The sequence below is a fragment of the Silvimonas amylolytica genome (assembly GCF_014645555.1).
Classification (GTDB): domain Bacteria; phylum Pseudomonadota; class Gammaproteobacteria; order Burkholderiales; family Chitinibacteraceae; genus Silvimonas; species Silvimonas amylolytica.
The window spans coordinates 201115-217235 of the sequence record NZ_BMLY01000002.1 but is presented as its reverse complement, the minus strand read 5'-3'; the positions used below and the strand labels follow the sequence as shown (position 1 = coordinate 217235).

Genomic DNA, 16121 nt, shown 5'->3' with positions numbered 1-16121 from the left:
CTGTCCGTGGCACGTCGTCAAACGTCCTGCACAGCCACCTCTCACCCGCGCCGGATCACCCCAGCGCTTCGTTGTTCTTCAGAATCTTGCCGATCTCCGCCATGGCTTTCTTGCGGCCTTCGTTGTCGCCAATCTGTTCTGGCCGATAGCGCATCACCAGGTTGCCGTGCGGATCGATCAAATACAGCCCGCCGGCAGAAAGACCGTTGGCGTTGCCAAGCACTGCGACGTCGTGATCCAGCGCCGGGCAGACAACGGTAGAACCACGCTGGATACGGTGGCTTTCCTGGCCTTGCGCGAGCCGCATCTGGCGGGTCGCGAATAGCAGCGCTTTCTGGTTATCGGTGCAACCTTGTGGATCAGCGGCCACCAGACGCCAATACCCGTTGGCCGGTGCGGCATCAGGTGTGGCGATTAGCTCGCCATAGCTTTTGACCATCGCTGGGCGCCAGAAATGAAAAAACGCCTGGGCAGCCAGGATGGGGGCGAGCGTGATACCAAACATCAACAGCAAGGTTTTTTGCCCGCGATTCAGACTCATGCGTTGTCTCCTTCAGGTGCGGTGGTTTCTTGTTTTGGGGTGATACGGGCTTCGGTGACCAGGCCGGCTTGTGGCGCACGCGTGCTGCGCCGGAAATGCCGCCACAAAAACAGCCCGGCAATGCTCATGCCCCACCAGGTCAACATGTAGCCGATATGGCGGGAGGGGTTGAAATCCGGCACGGCGCTGTCATGCTGCAGGCCATCGTTGGTGTCTGAACGCAGTCGTCCGTACCACAAGGGCTGCGGCAGATGAGACCACTCGGCGAACCGTGCGGCGGTGATGTTCTGGAACAGTTTGCCTTGCGGCGGGGTATGGGCCAGTTCAAAAAAACGGGGCCAGTTAAGCACTTCCACCTGTGGCATCGCGGGGATGGCGGCGCTTTCTACAGTTTGCGTAGCACGCCAGCCACGGTTGATCAGCACGATGCTCCCATCGGCAAGCCGAAATGGCGTAATCACCTCGACACCCACTTCGCCGTTGTAATCACGATGATCCAGGTAGAGTGTCTGGCCAGATAACCAGTAGCCCTGCAACGACAAACGCCGGAACAGGGGCGGTATGTCACCGTTGCGCCACGTCAGTGGTGGCAGGGCAATGCTGGCGGCGTAATGATCGGCCAGCCGTTGTTTGTACACAGCACGCGCCGCTTGCCAGATACCCAGCGCCACAGTCAGCAATACCAGCGCGGCCAGGCCCACCAGCGCACCACGGCGCTGGTGCGCTGCCGGCAGCTTCATGACAGTTGTGCTACCGTTTCCGGTATCTGGAGGAGACGCCATGAGAGTTGTCATCGTACTGTTCTTGCTGGTCATTCTGTTTGCCCTGGGGCGCGCCTTGCTGCAACTGGTGCGCGGGCCATCCCGCTCTGAAAAACTGGCCCGTTCACTCACGCTGCGCATTGCGGTATCAGTCGCGTTGTTTATCTTGTTGCTACTGGCCTGGTATTTTGGCTTGCTGCAACCCCATGGGCCGACGCCCTGAACCTGTTGTTTTCAATCCCTGACCCGGGCGTATCGGGGAAAGGCGTAACCGCCTTTCCCCTGCCCTTGCCGGTGGCCCCTGCACTTCCCGCCTTTCGACAACTATCCAGCGCCGGTTAAAACCGCTTGATGCCATGCCTGCGGCGGTTTTAACAGGCGCTACGTCCATGCATGCACTGAAGGAGTGGATTCGCCTGGCAATCCACCTTTGGCCCTGTGCTTACAGGCAGTACACAAACACAAACAGTCCCAGCCAGACCACGTCTACAAAGTGCCAGTACCAGGCGGCGGCTTCAAAGCCGAAGTGGTGTTCCGGCGTGAAATGGCCCTTGAGCACGCGTCCCAGCATCACCGAGAGCATGATCGCGCCGACCAGCACATGCATGCCGTGAAAGCCGGTCAGCATGAAAAAGGTCATCCCATACGCGCCAGAGGCCAGCGTCAGGTGCATGGCGGTATAGGCATGGTGGTATTCGAGGGCTTGCAGCACCAGGAAGATCGCACCCAGCCCGATCGTGAGTGCCAGGCCCAGCGCCATTTGTGTCCGGTTGTTCTTCACAAAGCCCCAATGCGCCCAGGTGACGGTGATGCCGGAACTCAGCAACAAGGCGGTATTGATGGCCGGAATACCAAAGGCTTCCATGGGCGCGTAGGGCGCAACCTTGGGGCCGCTCACACCCGGCCAGGTTGCTTTGAACGTCGGCCAGAGCACGTCGTGGGTGTCAGAGAACCAACCCAGTTCCGGGACCGAGATCGTGCGCGTATAAAACAGCGCGCCGAAAAACGCCGCAAAGAACATGACTTCTGAAAAGATGAACCAGCTCATGCCCCAGCGGAACGAATGATCCACTTGCTGCCCGTAATCACCGTGCTGGGATTCAGTGATGACGTCCCCGAACCAGCCAATCAGCATATGGATCAGGATGACAAACCCCACCAGCAGCAGCCATTTGCCCGCCTGCATGTTGTTGATCCACAGCGCGGTGCCGCAGGTCATGCAAAACAGGGCGATCGAGCCAGTGATCGGCCAGCGCGAGGGCTGCGGCACAAAGTAGTGCGCGTCGTGAATGCCGTTCTCTACGTTCATGCTTCTCTCCAGTCGGCCACCGTGTGGCCTGCAGGTCGTTCATGTGGCGGTGGTTCCGCCCTTGTCCTTGTTGGCTTGAGATATTCCTTTGGTATTTCCTCGTTACCGCACCAGCATTTAGTGTTCCGCCACCAGCAAACGCACTAGACCAAATACCAGGAGCGCCAGAATCAGCGCCAGCACAACGGCCGTGATGACAATTTGCTGGGGTTTAATCTTTTGCGAGGCCTCTGCCCCCTTGCGTCCGCGTACCCCAAAAAACGCCGCCAGCACGGTTTTGATGGCGTCGATCATGTGCCACCCTTCGAGTCTGTTGCGTTGAACAGCGTGTACGAAAGCGTGATCGGGCCCAGGTCTTGCGGCAGTTCTTTCTTGAGTACGATCACCACGGTGGCATCGCGTGTTTCATGCGGGGCCAGGGTGATCTCGTTAAAACAAAAGCACTGCAATTTCTCGACAAACCGTACGGCGTTGCCGGGCGCATAACTGGGGATCGCCCGCAGTTGCAGCGCGTGATCGGTCGGGTTGGCAAGGCGGAACCTCGCTTTCACCAGTTGCCCTGCCTTGCCGCTCACGGTGTGATCAAGCGCCGTCAGCGTGCCCGCTACGCCTGGCGCGGTGTTGGCATCCAGATCCAGCCTTTGCGACCAGGCCGGCACCACGTCGCTTTCATTCACGACACGATCCTGCTGGATACCCACTGCGCGGCAAAACACGCCGTACATGGGCACCATGGCAAAGCAAAAGCCAAACATCACCAGCACGGCCAGCAAAAGCTTGCGGGCCGTGTTGCGGTTTTGATGATGGATGACACTGCTGTTCACAAAGCTTCCTTTTCCACCGCCCAGTTCGCAAGGTGGATTCGCGTAGCAATCTACCCTGCCGTTATCTCAACTCCCGAACAGCCAGTGCCGCGCCATGATGCCCACAAAGAACACGAGGGCGACTGCGGCCAGTATCAAGGCGGTACGCAGATTGCGGCGACGGTCGCGTTGATCACCAGGCATGATGTTTTCCATTTCAGTGCTCCAGCCCTTGTGCAACCAGACCACGACGTACCAGTGCTTCATCCGGTGGCGTTTCCCAGGTGTGGTGCGGGGCGGGTGAGTCGACTTCCCATTCCAGCGTATGCGCGCCATCCCATGGTTTGGCGGGCGCCGGGCCGACGCCACCACGGATGGTGTGGATCACGTTGTAGAGGAAGAAAATCTGCGCAAAGCCAAACAGGAAAGCACCGACCGAAGCGATTTCGTTAAAGGTCGTGAACTGCAGCGCGTAATCCGGAATACGCCGGGGCATACCGGCCAGACCCAGGAAATGCATCGGAAAGAAGGTGATGTTGAAAGAGATCATCGACCACCAGAAATGGATCTTGCCCATGCGCTCGTTGTACATGTAGCCAGTCCACTTGGGCAGCCAGTAATACGCCGCACCAAACAGACTGAACAGGGCACCCGCTACCAGCACGTAGTGAAAGTGCGCGACCACGTAATACGTCCCATGCAGGGCGATATCAACCGGGGCGAGCGACAGGACGAGGCCAGAGAAACCACCGATGGTGAACAGACACAAAAAGCCGATCGCAAACAGCATCGGGGTCTCAAACGTCATCGAGCCTTGCCACATCGTGGCGATCCAGTTGAACACTTTCACGCCCGTCGGCACGGCAATCAGCATGGTCATGAACATGTAGAACAACTGCGCCGTGGCCGGGAAGCCCACCGCAAACATGTGGTGACCCCACACCATGAAGCTCAGAATGGCAATCGCACACACGGCGTAGACCATCGACACGTAACCAAACAGCGGTTTGCGGCTGAAGGTCGGCAGAATCTGGCTGACCACGCCAAACGCCGGCAGCGCCATGATGTAGACCTCGGGGTGGCCGAAGAACCAGAACACGTGCTGGAACAGGATCGGGTCGCCGCCACCTGCGGCGTTGAAGAAGTGCGTGCCGAAGTGGCGATCGGTCAGCAACATGGTCACGGCACCAGCCAGCACCGGGGCGACGGCAATCAACAGGTAAGCGGTCACCAGGCTAGTCCAGGCAAACAGCGGCATTTTCAAGAGCGTCATGCCGGGCGCGCGCATGTTCAGGATGGTCGTCACGATGTTGATTGAACCCATGATGGAAGACAGACCCATCAAGTGGATGGCGAAAATCCCGAAGTCCATGCCCGGTCCAAGCTGCACAGACAGCGGCGGGTAGAACGTCCAGCCCGCCCCAGGGCCACCACCTGGCATGAACAGGCTGATGATCAGTAACAGCGCGGCGGGCGGCAGCAGCCAGAAGCTCCAGTTGTTCATGCGCGCAAAGGCCATATCCGGCGCACCGATCATGAGCGGTAGTTGCCAGTTCATCAGCCCGGTAAACGCCGGCATGATCGCGCCGAACACCATGATCACGCCGTGCAGTGTGGTCAGCTGGTTGAAGAACTCCGGTTGCCAGAATTGCAGGCCCGGCTGAAACAATTCGGCGCGAATGCACAGTGCAAACGTACCCCCCAGCAAGAACATGGAGAACGCGAACCACAGATACATCGTGCCGATGTCTTTGTGATTGGTGGCATACACCCAGCGCCGCCAGCCCGAGTGCGTGGCGCCGTGGTGGCCGCCGCCGTGGCTGGCGTGTTCGTCATGAGCCGCGTCATGCGGATGCAGTGTTTCTGTGGCAGTGGTCATGGTGTCTATATGTCCCTGATATGCCGTTTACTTGCGGGCCGCTTTGACTTCAGCCGGCAGGACAAAGTCGCCGTCATGATTGCCAAAGCTGTTGCGTTCGTAGCTGATGACAGCGGCGATCTCGGTGTCGGACAAGCCCGCCCACGAAGGCATCGCATTCTTGCCAGTCAGCACGATGTGGATGTGGCCATCCTTGGGACCGGTGGCGATCTTGCTGCCTGCCAGTGCCGGGAATGGTCCACCGCCCTTGCCGTCGCTCTTGTGGCATGCCGCGCAGTTGGCTTCAAACACCGTCTTGCCGCGGGCGATCAATTCGTCTTTGGTCCACTTTTTGTTCGGGTCGTCCTGCGCGGCCTTGGCCTTCTTCTGCTGCTCGGCCACCCAGGTCTTGAAGTCGGCATCGGACACGACCTTCACCACAATGGGCATATACCCATGATCGCGCCCGCACAGCTCCGTGCACTGGCCGCGATAGGTTCCGATATGATCAGCGGTAAACCAGGTGTCCCGGATAAAACCAGGAATGGCGTCTTGCTTGACGCCAAGGGCGGGGATGTACCAACTGTGAATGACGTCGTTGGCTGTCGTCATGACCCGCACGCGCTTGCCCATGGGCACCACCACGGGCTCATCGACTTCCAGCAAATACTCGGCGTTCTTGGCGACATCGCCCTTGTAGTTCTCGATCTGGGCACGCGGCGTCGCCAGATGGCTGCGGTAACCAAAGCCATAATCCAGATATTCGTAGCCCCATTGCCACTGGTAACCGGTGGCCTTGATGGTGACGTCCGGCTCACGCGTGTCTTTTTGATCGAGGACGAGCCGTGCCGCAGGCCAGGCCATGACGGCCAGGATGAGCGCGGGAATGATGGTCCAGGCGACTTCCACGACCGTGTTTTCGTGGAAATTCCGGGAGACGTGACCCTGGGATTTTCTGTGCTTGAAGATCGAGTAGAACATCAAGCCGAACACCACCACAAAGATCACCACGATGATCAGCATGATCCACGTATGCAGATCGTTGATTCGGTTGGCGATGGAAGATTGCGGGGTCTGGAACGTATACAAACTATCGGCAAAAGCAAACGCTGGCATACAGGACAGCGCGGCGCAAAGTCGCCTGAGCAGCATCGATAACCTCCAGTGGCGTGTTACTCACCTGATAGACAGATGAATGGCAAAGCACTTGGAGATGGCGAGTGTCTCAGTACAGCAACAGCCCAAATTGCGCTGTTACCAGACTGTAAAACGAGCACTACTACCAGTTTCGTGCTTGCTTTTCACTGCGGACAGGCTCTTGTAGGTACTGGCTTTGTTTTCAGCCAGCTTTCCCGGGTTTTGTTTACAAAAGGTAGCAAACTTTTAATGTGACGCAAACCATTGATGCAAAACGCACCTTTTTGCTGCACCGCTCATCAGGCCGGTGTCTCTTTTTGTGCGGGGTTGACGTATTGATTGCAATAAGGGTGGGATGAACTGCCCGCAAAGAGGAGACATAAAATCATGGACTTGCACCTGCACGGCCTCGATGACCACTTCTCCATGCCAGAAACCGGCAAGGTGAGTGCGCTGCGGCCGTTTTACTGGCTGAAAATGGGTTGGGCCGACTTCACACGGCACCCGTTGCCCAGTCTTTGCTATGGCGTCATTACTGCTTTGTTGGGTTTTGCGGTGCTGAAGATTGCCTCCAGCTACACGTATCTCTCATCGACGGCCATCACTGGATTCCTGTTGCTGGCGCCGCTTGGGGCGTCCGGTATCTACGAATTGACCCATGAGCGCGAAGAAGGGAGGGAGACCTCGTTCATGCAGTCATTGCGTGATGTGGTGCATAACCTGGGACAAATCGCCTTCATGGGCGTCATCCTTGGTTTCATCGCCATGAGCTGGGAGCGTATCTCGGCCATCCTGTTTGCGCTGTTCTATGGCGGCGAAGCAGTGGGCATGCAGTTCTTCACCCACGCGCTGACCTCTGAATATATTGGCTTTACCATTGCCTGGTCGCTGGCTGGGCTGGTGCTCGCCTGTGTAGTGTTCGCAATCTCGGCGGTGTCGATTCCCATGCTGGCGCATCGGGATGTGGACACCATCACGGCACTCGTGACCAGTGTGCGTGTGGTGGCAGAGAACATTCCTGCCATGCTGGTCTGGGCGACCATCATCGTGGTGCTCACCGCCGTGGGCTTTGCAACTTATCTTGTCGGTCTCGTCATCATTTTCCCGCTTTTGGGGCACGCCACCTGGTGTGCTTACCGCGATCTGGTGCACTGATCTGGTGCAATAAATGCTGCTGGCGACGGCCCTCGGGCTGCTCGCCTCAGGGGCATCACAACCAAACCGTGACATGCTTGCGCAGCTGTCACGGTTTTTGCTTTTTATCGGCTATTTTGAATTGGTTTTGTCCGGCATCAATCCATGGCCATCATGTACGGGTTATTCCGAATGGTCTGAACAAGCAGCGCCCTTAGCATTCGCAGCAATGATCTCGCCTGGGCGAGGCTTTCTTTTTATAAAAGGAAACGGAGCAACCATGAAGCAGATGAAGGCAGGACTTGCACTTGCATCAGTTCTCGCACTGGCCACTGGCGCCAGCCTGGCTGCGGGAAAAACCCTGATTTATTGTTCTGAAGGCAGTCCGGCCGGTTTCGATCCGGCACGTTATACCGCCGGCACCGATTTTGATGCCTCTGCTGAAACGGTCTACAACCGCCTGGTTGAGTTTGTTCCCGGTTCTACCCAGATCCGCCCGGGGCTGGCAGACAAGTGGGAGGTCAGCGCGGATGGCCGCACTTATACCTTCTCTTTGCACAAGGGCGTGAAGTTTCATACCACGCCGTATTTCAAACCCACGCGCGACTTCAATGCTGACGACGTGGTGTTTACCTTTGCGCGTCTCACCGACAAGAACCTGCCGTTCAACAAGGCCAGCAACGCGACCTATCCCTATGCTTCTGACATGGGCATGGACAGCAATATCGCCAAGGTAGAAAAGGTTGATCCGTATACCGTCAAGGTCACCCTGAACAAGGTTGATGCGGCATTCCTGCAGAACATTGCCATGTCGTTTGCGTCGGTGATGTCGGCTGAATATGCCGACCAATTGCTGAAAGCCGGCAAGGCTGAACAGATCAACACGCAACCGATCGGCACCGGCCCGTTCATTTTCCAGGCTTACCAGAAAGACAGCGTCATCCGTTACAACGGCAACCCGGACTACTGGCGCAAGGGCGAAGTGAAGCTGGATAAACTGATCTTTGCGATCACGACGGACCCCTCTGTGCGCTACCAGAAGCTGCAAAAGGGCGAGTGCCAGATCATGTCCTACCCGCGCCCGGCTGACCTGAAAGCCATGCAATCCAACCCGGCGCTCAAGGTGCCGAGCCAGGCGGGTTTCAACCTGGGTTATGTCAGCTACAACGTGACCCACAAGCCGCTGGACAAGGTAGAAGTACGCCAGGCGCTGGATATGGCGATCAACAAGAAAGCGATTATCGACGCCGTTTACCAGGGCGCTGGTCAACTGGCCACCAACCCGATGCCGCCGACGCAATGGTCTTACAACAAGACGCTGAAAGACGCACCGCTGGACGTTGCCAAAGCCAAGGCGCTGCTGGCCAAGGCCGGTCTGCCCAATGGCTTTGAAATCACGCTGTGGGCCATGCCGGTACAGCGCCCGTACAACCCCAATGCCAAACTGATGGCCGAAATGATCCAGAACGACTGGGCCAAGATCGGCGTGAAGGCCAAGATCGTCACCTATGAGTGGGGCGAGTACCTCAAGCGCGCCCGCGCCGGTGAGGACGACGCCATGCTGATTGGCTGGAATGGCGACAATGGGGATCCGGACAACTGGCTGGGTACACTACTGGGCTGCGAAGCTGTAGACGGTAACAACTACGCCAAGTGGTGCCAGAAAGACTTCAACGATCTGATCGTGAAGGCGCGCAGCCTGCCCAACCAGGCCGAACGTACCAAGCTGTATGAACAAGCTCAGGTGATCTTCAAGCGTGAGGTGCCGTTCACGCCGGTGGCGCACTCCACCGTCTATCAGCCGATGCGCAAAGAAGTCGATGGCTTCAAGATCAGCCCGTTTGGTCTGAATTCGTTCTACGGCGTCGGCCTGAAATAAACCCGTGTGAGAACATCACAACAAGCCGGCCGCACTGCGGGCCGGCTTTGTTGTCCCTGGGTGTAACGAAAAAGCACCAGCTATAACCGGGAATAGGCCGGTGTTACATCACCGCCAGCCACTTCTGGCACGATGCACCTGCCGCAAGATCCGGCCCAGCGCGCCATTGCCGGCGTGTTCTTTACCCTGACGCGAGTACGCATACATGATCCGTTTTTTGCTGCGTCGCATCGGCGTGGTGATTCCGACTTTTCTGGGCATCACGCTGCTGGCGTTTTCGCTGATTCATCTGATCCCGGGCGACCCGATCCTGGTGATGATGGGCGAGCGCCATATCGACCCCGAATTCTACAAGCTCTCCATGCAGAAACTGGGGCTGGACCAGCCGCTTTACCTGCAGTACTGGCACTACCTCACGCACGCATTGCACGGTGATCTGGGCGTGTCGGTCCGTTCGCAAGTGCCGGTCATGCAAGAGTTTCTGACCCTGTTCCCGGCGACTGTCGAACTCTCGATCTGCGCCATGATTTTTGCCACGATCGTGGGCCTGGGTGCTGGCATCATTGCTGCCGTTAAGCGTGGCTCGGTGGCCGATCACGGTGTCATGGGGGTGGCGCTGGCCGGTTACTCCATGCCGATTTTCTGGTGGGGGCTGATCCTCATCATGGTGTTCTCGGTGCAGTTGGGCCTCACGCCGGTTTCTGGCCGCATTGATCTCTTGTATGACGTCACGCCGGTCACAGGTCTCATGCTGGTGGATACGTTGCTGGCGCATGACATGGATGCGTTCAAGTCTGCGCTGGAACACCTGATTTTGCCGTCCATTGTGCTGGGTACGATCCCCATGGCCGTGATCGCCCGGATGACGCGTTCATCCATGCTGGAAGTGCTGCGCGAAGATTACATCCGCACGGCGCGCGCCAAGGGCTTGTCGACCACCCGCATCGTGCTGGTTCACGGTCTGCGCAATGCCTTGATGCCCGTGGTGACGGTGATTGGTCTGCAAGTGGGCACGTTGCTGGCTGGGGCAGTGCTCACCGAAACCATCTTCTCCTGGCCCGGAGTGGGTTCCTGGCTGATCAACGCCATTGGCGCGCGAGATTACCCGGTCGTGCAGGGCGGCATTCTGTTGATCGCGACGCTGATCATTTTCGTTAATCTGCTGGTTGATGTGCTCTACGGCATCATCAACCCGCGTATCCGCCACGCGAGGTAAGCCGGCATGGCACAAACCGTACAAACTACTGCGCCAGTCTCGACCGAGGTGTTATCGCATCCGACACCACTGCACGAGTTCTGGCTGGCTTACCGCGCCAACAAGGGTGCGCTGATTGCGCTGGCGTATCTGGTGATTCTGGTGTTGGCTGCACTGCTGGCGCCGCTGATCGCGCCACACAGCCCATCCGAACAATTCCGCGACTTCATGCTGACGCCGCCGTCCTGGATGCATGAGGGGCACGCCCGTTTCTTGCTGGGTACCGATGAACTGGGCCGTGACATCCTCAGCCGCCTGATGCATGGCGCACGCCTCTCGTTGATGATTGGTCTGGTATCGGTGATTGTCTCGCTGATCCCCGGCATTGCGCTGGGCTTGCTGGCGGCGTTTTATCCCGGCTGGCTGGGCACCGCCATCATGCGGCTAATGGATATCATGCTGGCGCTGCCTTCCCTGCTGCTGGCGATTGCCATCGTGGCCGTGCTGGGCCCCGGCCTTGTGAATACCATGCTGGCGCTGTCGATCGTCACGTTGCCCTCCTACGTGCGCCTGACCCGTGCGTCAGCCATGGCAGAGCTTTCCAAAGACTACGTGATCGCAGCCAAACTCTCCGGCGCAGGCAAGGTTCGGTTGATGTTCAACACGGTGCTACCAAACTGCATGGCACCGCTGATTGTGCAGGCCACGCTGGGTTTTTCCTCGGCCATTCTGGATACCGCCGCACTGGGCTTTCTGGGTTTGGGCGTACAACCGCCGCTGCCGGAGTGGGGCACCATGCTGGCTGCCGCGCGTGACTATATCGAGCGTGCCTGGTGGGTGGTGACCATGCCGGGGGTCACTATCCTGATCACTGTGCTGGCGCTCAATCTGATGGGCGATGGCCTGCGCGACGCGCTGGACCCGAAACTGAAGAGGCTCGCGTAATGGCCCTTTTGGATATCAAGAACCTCTCCGTCGAGTTTGGCAGCAGCGCGCATCCATTCCGGGCGGTCTCCGATGTGAGTCTGAGCGTAGATGCCGGCGAGATCGTCGGCATCGTGGGGGAATCTGGCTCGGGCAAAAGCGTGACCATGCTGGCACTGATGGGCCTGATCGACGCCCCGGGGCGCGTCACGGCTGATGCGCTGACCTTTGATGGCAAAGATCTGCTGGGCATGAAAGCGCGCGACAAGCGCAAGATTGTGGGCCGTGACATCAGCATGATCTTCCAGGACGCGCTGACCAGCCTGAACCCTGCCTATACCGTTGGTTTTCAGCTTGCAGAAACACTCCGGCAACATACTGGCCTGCGCGGCGATGCGCTGAAAAAACGGGCGCTTGAACTGCTGGAACTGGTCGAGATTCCGGATGCGAAATCCCGGCTCTCCGCCTACCCGCACCAACTGTCTGGCGGGATGAGTCAGCGGGTCATGATCGCCATGGCCATCGCCTGTAACCCGCGTTTTTTGATTGCCGACGAACCGACGACCGCGCTGGATGTCACCGTCCAGGCGCAAATCATGGAATTGCTGGTCAGCCTGCAAAAAAGCCAGGGCATGGGCCTCATTCTGATCACGCACGATCTGGCCGTGGTTTCTGAGGTCGCGCAGCGTGTGGTCGTGATGTACGCCGGTGAAGTCGTCGAGCAAAGCCCGATCCCGACCATCTTTGACACGCCACGTCACCCGTACACCCAGGCGCTTTTGTCGTCCATTCCCGAACACAGCAAAGGCGCGGCGCGGCTCAATACCTTGCCTGGCGTGGTGCCCGGCCAGTTTGATCGCCCGACGGGTTGCCTGTTATCGCCCCGTTGCCCCTACGTGCAGGACCGCTGCCGCGCGGAACATCCGCCTCTTGCACCGGCGCACAACGCGCTGGCCCGTTGTTTCTTTGCGCTCGATGACGCAGGAAAACCCGTTTATGGTTAATCAGAATGCTAACCCTCACCAGACGGCAGAAACGACTGCACCTGTGTTGATCGCCCGTGAGTTGTCTCGCCACTATCATGTCTCGCGCGGTTTCTTGCGTGGCCAGGCCACCGTGAAGGCCCTGAATAGCGTGAGTTTCGAACTCGCGCCGCACCGCACCCTGGCTGTGGTGGGTGAGTCTGGCTGTGGCAAATCCACATTGGCTCGCCAACTCACTATGGTTGAAACACCGACATCTGGCTCGCTCAACATTGCCGGTATCGAAGTCGCCACTGCCAGCAAGGCTGCGCTGCGTGAACTGCGCCCGCGCGTGCAGATGGTGTTCCAGAACCCGTATGCCTCGCTCAACCCACGCAAGAAAGTCGGTACCCAACTGGCTGAACCGTTGCTGCTGAATACGCATCTGAGCCCGGCCGAGCGTGAAGCCAAAGTGCGGGACATGATGCAACGCGTCGGCCTGCGGCCCGAGCACTACCACCGTTACCCGCACATGTTCTCTGGCGGCCAGCGTCAGCGCATCGCCGTCGCCCGTGCCATGATGTTGAACCCGCAGATTCTGGTCGCCGATGAACCGACCTCAGCGCTGGATGTTTCGATCCAGGCGCAGATTCTCAATCTGTTCATGGATCTGCAAGCCGAGTTCGGCACCGCGTATGTGTTCGTCAGCCACAACCTCTCGGTGGTGGAGCACATGGCCGACGATGTGATGGTGATGTACTTTGGCTCGACCGTGGAATACGGCCCCAACGATGCCATCATGAACAACCCGCTACACCCATATACCCGCGCGTTGATGCAAGCCACGCCGGTGATTCGGGCTGCAGACCGCAAGGCGCGGGTTAAATTGCAGGGCGAGTTGCCTTCGCCCATGAATCCACCTTCCGGGTGCAGTTTTCATACCCGCTGCCCCTATGCTCAGGCGCAGTGCAAGGCCGAAGTACCCGCATTGCGGCCCTTTGCCGGACGCATGATTGCTTGCCACCGGGTGGAGGAAGTGGCGGCCGGAACCGCCGTGCCCAACGCATAAACGCAGATTGTTTCAAGAAAATGGCAAAAGGGTTTGACAGGACCTGCAGTGCATGGCATACTCTTCTTCTCTGTCGCGGGATGGAGCAGTTGGCAGCTCGTCGGGCTCATAACCCGAAGGTCACAGGTTCGAGTCCTGTTCCCGCAACCAGTATTTCAAAGGGTCTAGCTTCGGCTAGGCCCTTTTCGTTTTTGCCCGGGGTAATGCAGCCGTGACCCCGGCGCCTCCCGTCCGTCTGATCAAAACTCACGTGCGACACCATGACCCAACCAGTCCATGAGCTGGACCGGCCATGACTAAAGCGTCACCGATATGACCCGATCTGCTTGCCTGATCTTGATGGCATTCTCAATGAAGTCTGGACGCGAAATCTGGCCGGTTGTATCGCCAGGACATCAGCATTTACGTTCATTTCAAGACTGTGAGATCATGGTTGGCAGTCCTGCCAACTGGTTGGCTCTTTCGTGTGTTTACCTGGATATATTCGGGAGCGGACGTGAACTTGTATATTAATCAGCTGCAAACCAAAGCTGACTTCAGACGCGCTATTTATTCTGGCGATATTTTTCTCAACACTCAGCTGCAAACCGCTAGGGACTTGTGCACCTTCGCGCAAGAAAGTATTACCGCAGCATTTGATGGTGAGAAAAATCATCAGGCATTGCACAGCATGATGCCGGTGGAAGTCTTTGTTGCCAAAGTAGAAAAACTGAAACGCCAATTCACCAATAGCCTGCGTTCCAAAGAGCTGATTCGTAGCTTTACCGAAGAAATTGGTGCAGATCCCCGCGAATATATTTTTGATGTACCGCGAATCCGGGTTGTGCCGCATTACGACTATCTTCACGCGGGCGTGAGTTACGCTTATCGGCCTCATCGTGATACCTGGTATGGCGGGGTCGATTGTCAGATTAATACCTGGATGCCGGTTTATACCATTGAACCTGGCCAGACCATGATGATTAATCCGGGGTATTTCGACAAGCCTGTGCAAAACACGTCCAGGGACTGGAGCCTGTCTAACTGGATGAGCGTCCAGCGTGACAAGGCCAGAGAGAACATCAGGGAAGAAGTACGGGTGCACCCGGTGCCGCTTGAAGAAATCGATACCTCATCGGAAATCCGAATGGCTGGCAACACCGGGGAGATGATTATCTTCTCTGGGTCGCATCTGCACGGTACTGTCCCCAATTACTCGGATCAAACCCGCTTCAGCATTGATTTCCGGCTGATACATCTTGATGATTTGAAGAACAAACGCGGTGCAACCAATGTGGATGGCCATTGCGCAGACGTAACCGCTGGCTATAAAGATTATTTTCACGTTCACGACTTTTCTGGTTTTCTTGGAGTCCAGCAATGACCAAGCGTCGTCTCACACCGGCAGAGATTGAGTACAATGAAACACGTACAAATGTCTTGAAGCGCGTCGACTCCTCATACGTGGCAGATGCGCCTTTTGTGTTCTCCAACCGGATTGCCGTCACCGCTGCATTGTCGCGGATGGAGTTATTCAAGAAGGTGCTTGATGTCCCGGGCGCAATTGTGGAATGTGGTGTGTATAAAGGTAATTCGCTGATGCTGTATATGCATTTGTCGATGATCCTGGAGCCCTACGCAATTAATCGCTCAATTATCGGTTTTGATACCTTTGAGGGATTTACCAGTATCGACAAGAATGAAGATCCTTCTGATATCAATGAGAACATGTTCTCGGATACAGATGAATCCTTGATTCAGGACATGATTAATGCCAATGATCTGGTCCGTCCGGTTAACCGGATTCCACGGTGTGAACTCGTGAAGGGTGATATCGTCAAAACCGTCCCGGAGTTTGTCAAAACCCGGCCGGACCTCGTTGTAGCAATGCTGATTCTCGACACCGACTTGTACGCTCCGACCAAGGTCGCGCTGGAGACTTTCCTGCCTTATATGCCTAAAGGGGCCATTGTGGTGCTCGATGAAGTGGCTTACCGCAATTTCCCCGGTGAAACCAGCGCGTTGCGTGAAGTGTTTGACTTGAACAAGATCGAATTGAAGCGCTTGCCGTTTGATTCTTCAGTCGGCTATTTTCATATTTGAGGGCATGTTCGTTGCCAGTAAACAAAAAAGCCGGCTTATGCCGGCTTTTTTGTTTATCCACCGCGACAACCTCACCAGGCCATCAGCGCCGCGCCCGTGCTTTGATCAAGCGGGCTTTTTCTTCCAGTAGCTCATCGAGCCGTTCGTACATACCCAAGGGCACATAATCAACCGGCTTTCCGCTCTGGAAGGCTTGCTGGTTCTTGTCCAGCATCACATGCAGTTTTTCGACGTGGAAATTCCTGGTTTCAGGACTGTATTGCAAGACGTACAGACTCTCGTTCATGACCGACCATTAGCATCCTCAATGCGCCGCAAAGCGCCATAAACACAGGCCGGGAACAAGACACAGAACAAACAGGACGCGTCTACCCGGCAACCATATGGATCTGGAGAAAGTCCTGGCATGGTTTACCAAGGAGACGGCAGGGAGGGGCGATAACCCGTGGGCATATGCTCTGCTGCAG

18 protein-coding genes and 1 tRNA gene are annotated in these 16121 nt (G+C 57.1%); 10 read left to right on the top strand and 9 right to left on the bottom strand.

The genetic code is table 11. The annotated features are described in order from the left end of the window. Window positions 1–55: 55 nt before the first annotated feature. Window positions 56–541, bottom strand: coding sequence for a hypothetical protein (locus IEX44_RS07215; protein WP_188691071.1), 486 nt, complete (start codon window positions 539–541; stop codon window positions 56–58). Further along, entirely contained in the window at window positions 538–1281 is a 744-nt protein-coding gene (locus IEX44_RS07210; protein WP_188691069.1) for an SURF1 family protein, read from the bottom strand. Before IEX44_RS07210 ends, IEX44_RS07215 begins: the two co-directional genes overlap by 4 nt. A 40-nt stretch (window positions 1282–1321) precedes the next feature. Between IEX44_RS07210 and IEX44_RS07205 the strand changes: the two genes are divergently transcribed. After that, complete coding sequence (locus IEX44_RS07205; RefSeq protein ID WP_188691066.1) at window positions 1322–1525, top strand: DUF2909 domain-containing protein; 204 nt, start codon at window positions 1322–1324, stop codon at window positions 1523–1525. 219 nt (window positions 1526–1744) lie between these two features. Here the strand turns inward: IEX44_RS07205 and IEX44_RS07200 are convergent, their stop codons facing one another. From IEX44_RS07200 to coxB, 6 genes are all read right to left on the bottom strand, one after another. Beyond that, the gene (locus tag IEX44_RS07200; protein ID WP_188691063.1) at window positions 1745–2611 is read right to left on the bottom strand and encodes a cytochrome c oxidase subunit 3; all 867 of its coding nucleotides are present in this window, start codon (window positions 2609–2611) and stop codon (window positions 1745–1747) included. Window positions 2612–2728: 117 nt separating this feature from the next. Further along, window positions 2729–2905, bottom strand: a complete 177-nt coding sequence (locus IEX44_RS07195) for a DUF2970 domain-containing protein (protein WP_188691059.1) — start codon at window positions 2903–2905, stop codon at window positions 2729–2731. Next, window positions 2902–3435 carry a cytochrome c oxidase assembly protein gene (locus IEX44_RS07190; protein ID WP_188691054.1) on the bottom strand — a complete coding sequence of 178 codons (534 nt, stop codon included), beginning with the start codon at window positions 3433–3435 and terminating at the stop codon, window positions 2902–2904. The genes IEX44_RS07195 and IEX44_RS07190 overlap by 4 nt, the downstream gene beginning before the upstream one ends. A gap of 66 nt (window positions 3436–3501) precedes the next feature. Next, a complete protein-coding gene (locus tag IEX44_RS20945) occupies window positions 3502–3618 on the bottom strand; it encodes a cytochrome oxidase small assembly protein (RefSeq protein WP_229678813.1) in 117 nt (38 codons plus the stop codon). A gap of 13 nt (window positions 3619–3631) precedes the next feature. Beyond that, on the bottom strand, window positions 3632–5293 hold the full coding sequence (gene ctaD / locus IEX44_RS07185; RefSeq protein ID WP_188691051.1) for a cytochrome c oxidase subunit I: 1662 nt from the start codon (window positions 5291–5293) through the stop codon (window positions 3632–3634). A gap of 27 nt (window positions 5294–5320) precedes the next feature. Further along, window positions 5321–6424: a cytochrome c oxidase subunit II gene (gene coxB, locus IEX44_RS07180; protein ID WP_188691047.1), complete on the bottom strand. Its 1104-nt coding sequence runs from the start codon at window positions 6422–6424 to the stop codon at window positions 5321–5323. A gap of 372 nt (window positions 6425–6796) precedes the next feature. Between coxB and IEX44_RS07175 the strand changes: the two genes are divergently transcribed. The 9 genes from IEX44_RS07175 to IEX44_RS07135 all read left to right on the top strand — a co-directional run bounded on the left by IEX44_RS07175 (window position 6797) and on the right by IEX44_RS07135 (window position 15654). Next, on the top strand, window positions 6797–7564 hold the full coding sequence (locus tag IEX44_RS07175; protein ID WP_188691043.1) for a DUF2189 domain-containing protein: 768 nt from the start codon (window positions 6797–6799) through the stop codon (window positions 7562–7564). A 259-nt stretch (window positions 7565–7823) separates the two neighbouring features. Further along, window positions 7824–9422 (top strand): ABC transporter substrate-binding protein, encoded by a 1599-nt coding sequence (locus tag IEX44_RS07170; protein WP_229678812.1) that lies wholly within the window; start codon window positions 7824–7826, stop codon window positions 9420–9422. 205 nt (window positions 9423–9627) lie between these two features. Next, the gene (locus IEX44_RS07165; RefSeq protein WP_188691039.1) at window positions 9628–10638 is read left to right on the top strand and encodes an ABC transporter permease subunit; all 1011 of its coding nucleotides are present in this window, start codon (window positions 9628–9630) and stop codon (window positions 10636–10638) included. A 6-nt stretch (window positions 10639–10644) separates the two neighbouring features. Further along, on the top strand, window positions 10645–11562 hold the full coding sequence (locus IEX44_RS07160; protein WP_188691036.1) for an ABC transporter permease subunit: 918 nt from the start codon (window positions 10645–10647) through the stop codon (window positions 11560–11562). Next, window positions 11562–12545, top strand: coding sequence for an ABC transporter ATP-binding protein (locus tag IEX44_RS07155; RefSeq protein ID WP_188691032.1), 984 nt, complete (start codon window positions 11562–11564; stop codon window positions 12543–12545). Before IEX44_RS07160 ends, IEX44_RS07155 begins: the two co-directional genes overlap by 1 nt. Continuing rightward, on the top strand, window positions 12538–13572 hold the full coding sequence (locus IEX44_RS07150; RefSeq protein ID WP_188691029.1) for a peptide ABC transporter ATP-binding protein: 1035 nt from the start codon (window positions 12538–12540) through the stop codon (window positions 13570–13572). The genes IEX44_RS07155 and IEX44_RS07150 overlap by 8 nt, the downstream gene beginning before the upstream one ends. A 74-nt stretch (window positions 13573–13646) precedes the next feature. After that, a tRNA-Met gene (locus IEX44_RS07145) sits at window positions 13647–13722 on the top strand. Window positions 13723–14068: 346 nt separating this feature from the next. Continuing rightward, window positions 14069–14935: a phytanoyl-CoA dioxygenase family protein gene (locus IEX44_RS07140; RefSeq protein ID WP_188691027.1), complete on the top strand. Its 867-nt coding sequence runs from the start codon at window positions 14069–14071 to the stop codon at window positions 14933–14935. Then, a complete protein-coding gene (locus IEX44_RS07135) occupies window positions 14932–15654 on the top strand; it encodes a class I SAM-dependent methyltransferase (protein ID WP_188691024.1) in 723 nt (240 codons plus the stop codon). Before IEX44_RS07140 ends, IEX44_RS07135 begins: the two co-directional genes overlap by 4 nt. 82 nt (window positions 15655–15736) lie before the next feature. Here IEX44_RS07135 and IEX44_RS07130 read toward each other — a convergent pair whose 3' ends face one another. After that, complete coding sequence (locus IEX44_RS07130) at window positions 15737–15940, bottom strand: hypothetical protein (protein ID WP_184101945.1); 204 nt, start codon at window positions 15938–15940, stop codon at window positions 15737–15739. Between the last annotated feature and the right edge of the window lie 181 nt (window positions 15941–16121).

Excerpts from the sequence above, each read along its gene's own strand:
- IEX44_RS07135 (WP_188691024.1), top strand. The coding sequence starts at position 14,932 with ATGACCAAGCGTCGTCTCACACCGGCAGAGATTGAGTACAATGAAACA.
- IEX44_RS07205 (WP_188691066.1), top strand. The coding sequence starts at position 1,322 with ATGAGAGTTGTCATCGTACTGTTCTTGCTGGTCATTCTGTTTGCCCTG.
- IEX44_RS07210 (WP_188691069.1), bottom strand. The coding sequence starts at position 1,281 with ATGAAGCTGCCGGCAGCGCACCAGCGCCGTGGTGCGCTGGTGGGCCTG.
- IEX44_RS07150 (WP_188691029.1), top strand. The coding sequence starts at position 12,538 with ATGGTTAATCAGAATGCTAACCCTCACCAGACGGCAGAAACGACTGCA.
- IEX44_RS20945 (WP_229678813.1), bottom strand. The coding sequence starts at position 3,618 with ATGCCTGGTGATCAACGCGACCGTCGCCGCAATCTGCGTACCGCCTTG.
- IEX44_RS07165 (WP_188691039.1), top strand. The coding sequence starts at position 9,628 with ATGATCCGTTTTTTGCTGCGTCGCATCGGCGTGGTGATTCCGACTTTT.
- IEX44_RS07195 (WP_188691059.1), bottom strand. The coding sequence starts at position 2,905 with ATGATCGACGCCATCAAAACCGTGCTGGCGGCGTTTTTTGGGGTACGC.
- IEX44_RS07155 (WP_188691032.1), top strand. The coding sequence starts at position 11,562 with ATGGCCCTTTTGGATATCAAGAACCTCTCCGTCGAGTTTGGCAGCAGC.
- IEX44_RS07160 (WP_188691036.1), top strand. The coding sequence starts at position 10,645 with ATGGCACAAACCGTACAAACTACTGCGCCAGTCTCGACCGAGGTGTTA.
- IEX44_RS07175 (WP_188691043.1), top strand. The coding sequence starts at position 6,797 with ATGGACTTGCACCTGCACGGCCTCGATGACCACTTCTCCATGCCAGAA.
- IEX44_RS07215 (WP_188691071.1), bottom strand. The coding sequence starts at position 541 with ATGAGTCTGAATCGCGGGCAAAAAACCTTGCTGTTGATGTTTGGTATC.
- IEX44_RS07170 (WP_229678812.1), top strand. The coding sequence starts at position 7,824 with ATGAAGCAGATGAAGGCAGGACTTGCACTTGCATCAGTTCTCGCACTG.
- IEX44_RS07200 (WP_188691063.1), bottom strand. The coding sequence starts at position 2,611 with ATGAACGTAGAGAACGGCATTCACGACGCGCACTACTTTGTGCCGCAG.
- ctaD (WP_188691051.1), bottom strand. The coding sequence starts at position 5,293 with ATGACCACTGCCACAGAAACACTGCATCCGCATGACGCGGCTCATGAC.
- coxB (WP_188691047.1), bottom strand. The coding sequence starts at position 6,424 with ATGCTGCTCAGGCGACTTTGCGCCGCGCTGTCCTGTATGCCAGCGTTT.
- IEX44_RS07130 (WP_184101945.1), bottom strand. The coding sequence starts at position 15,940 with ATGAACGAGAGTCTGTACGTCTTGCAATACAGTCCTGAAACCAGGAAT.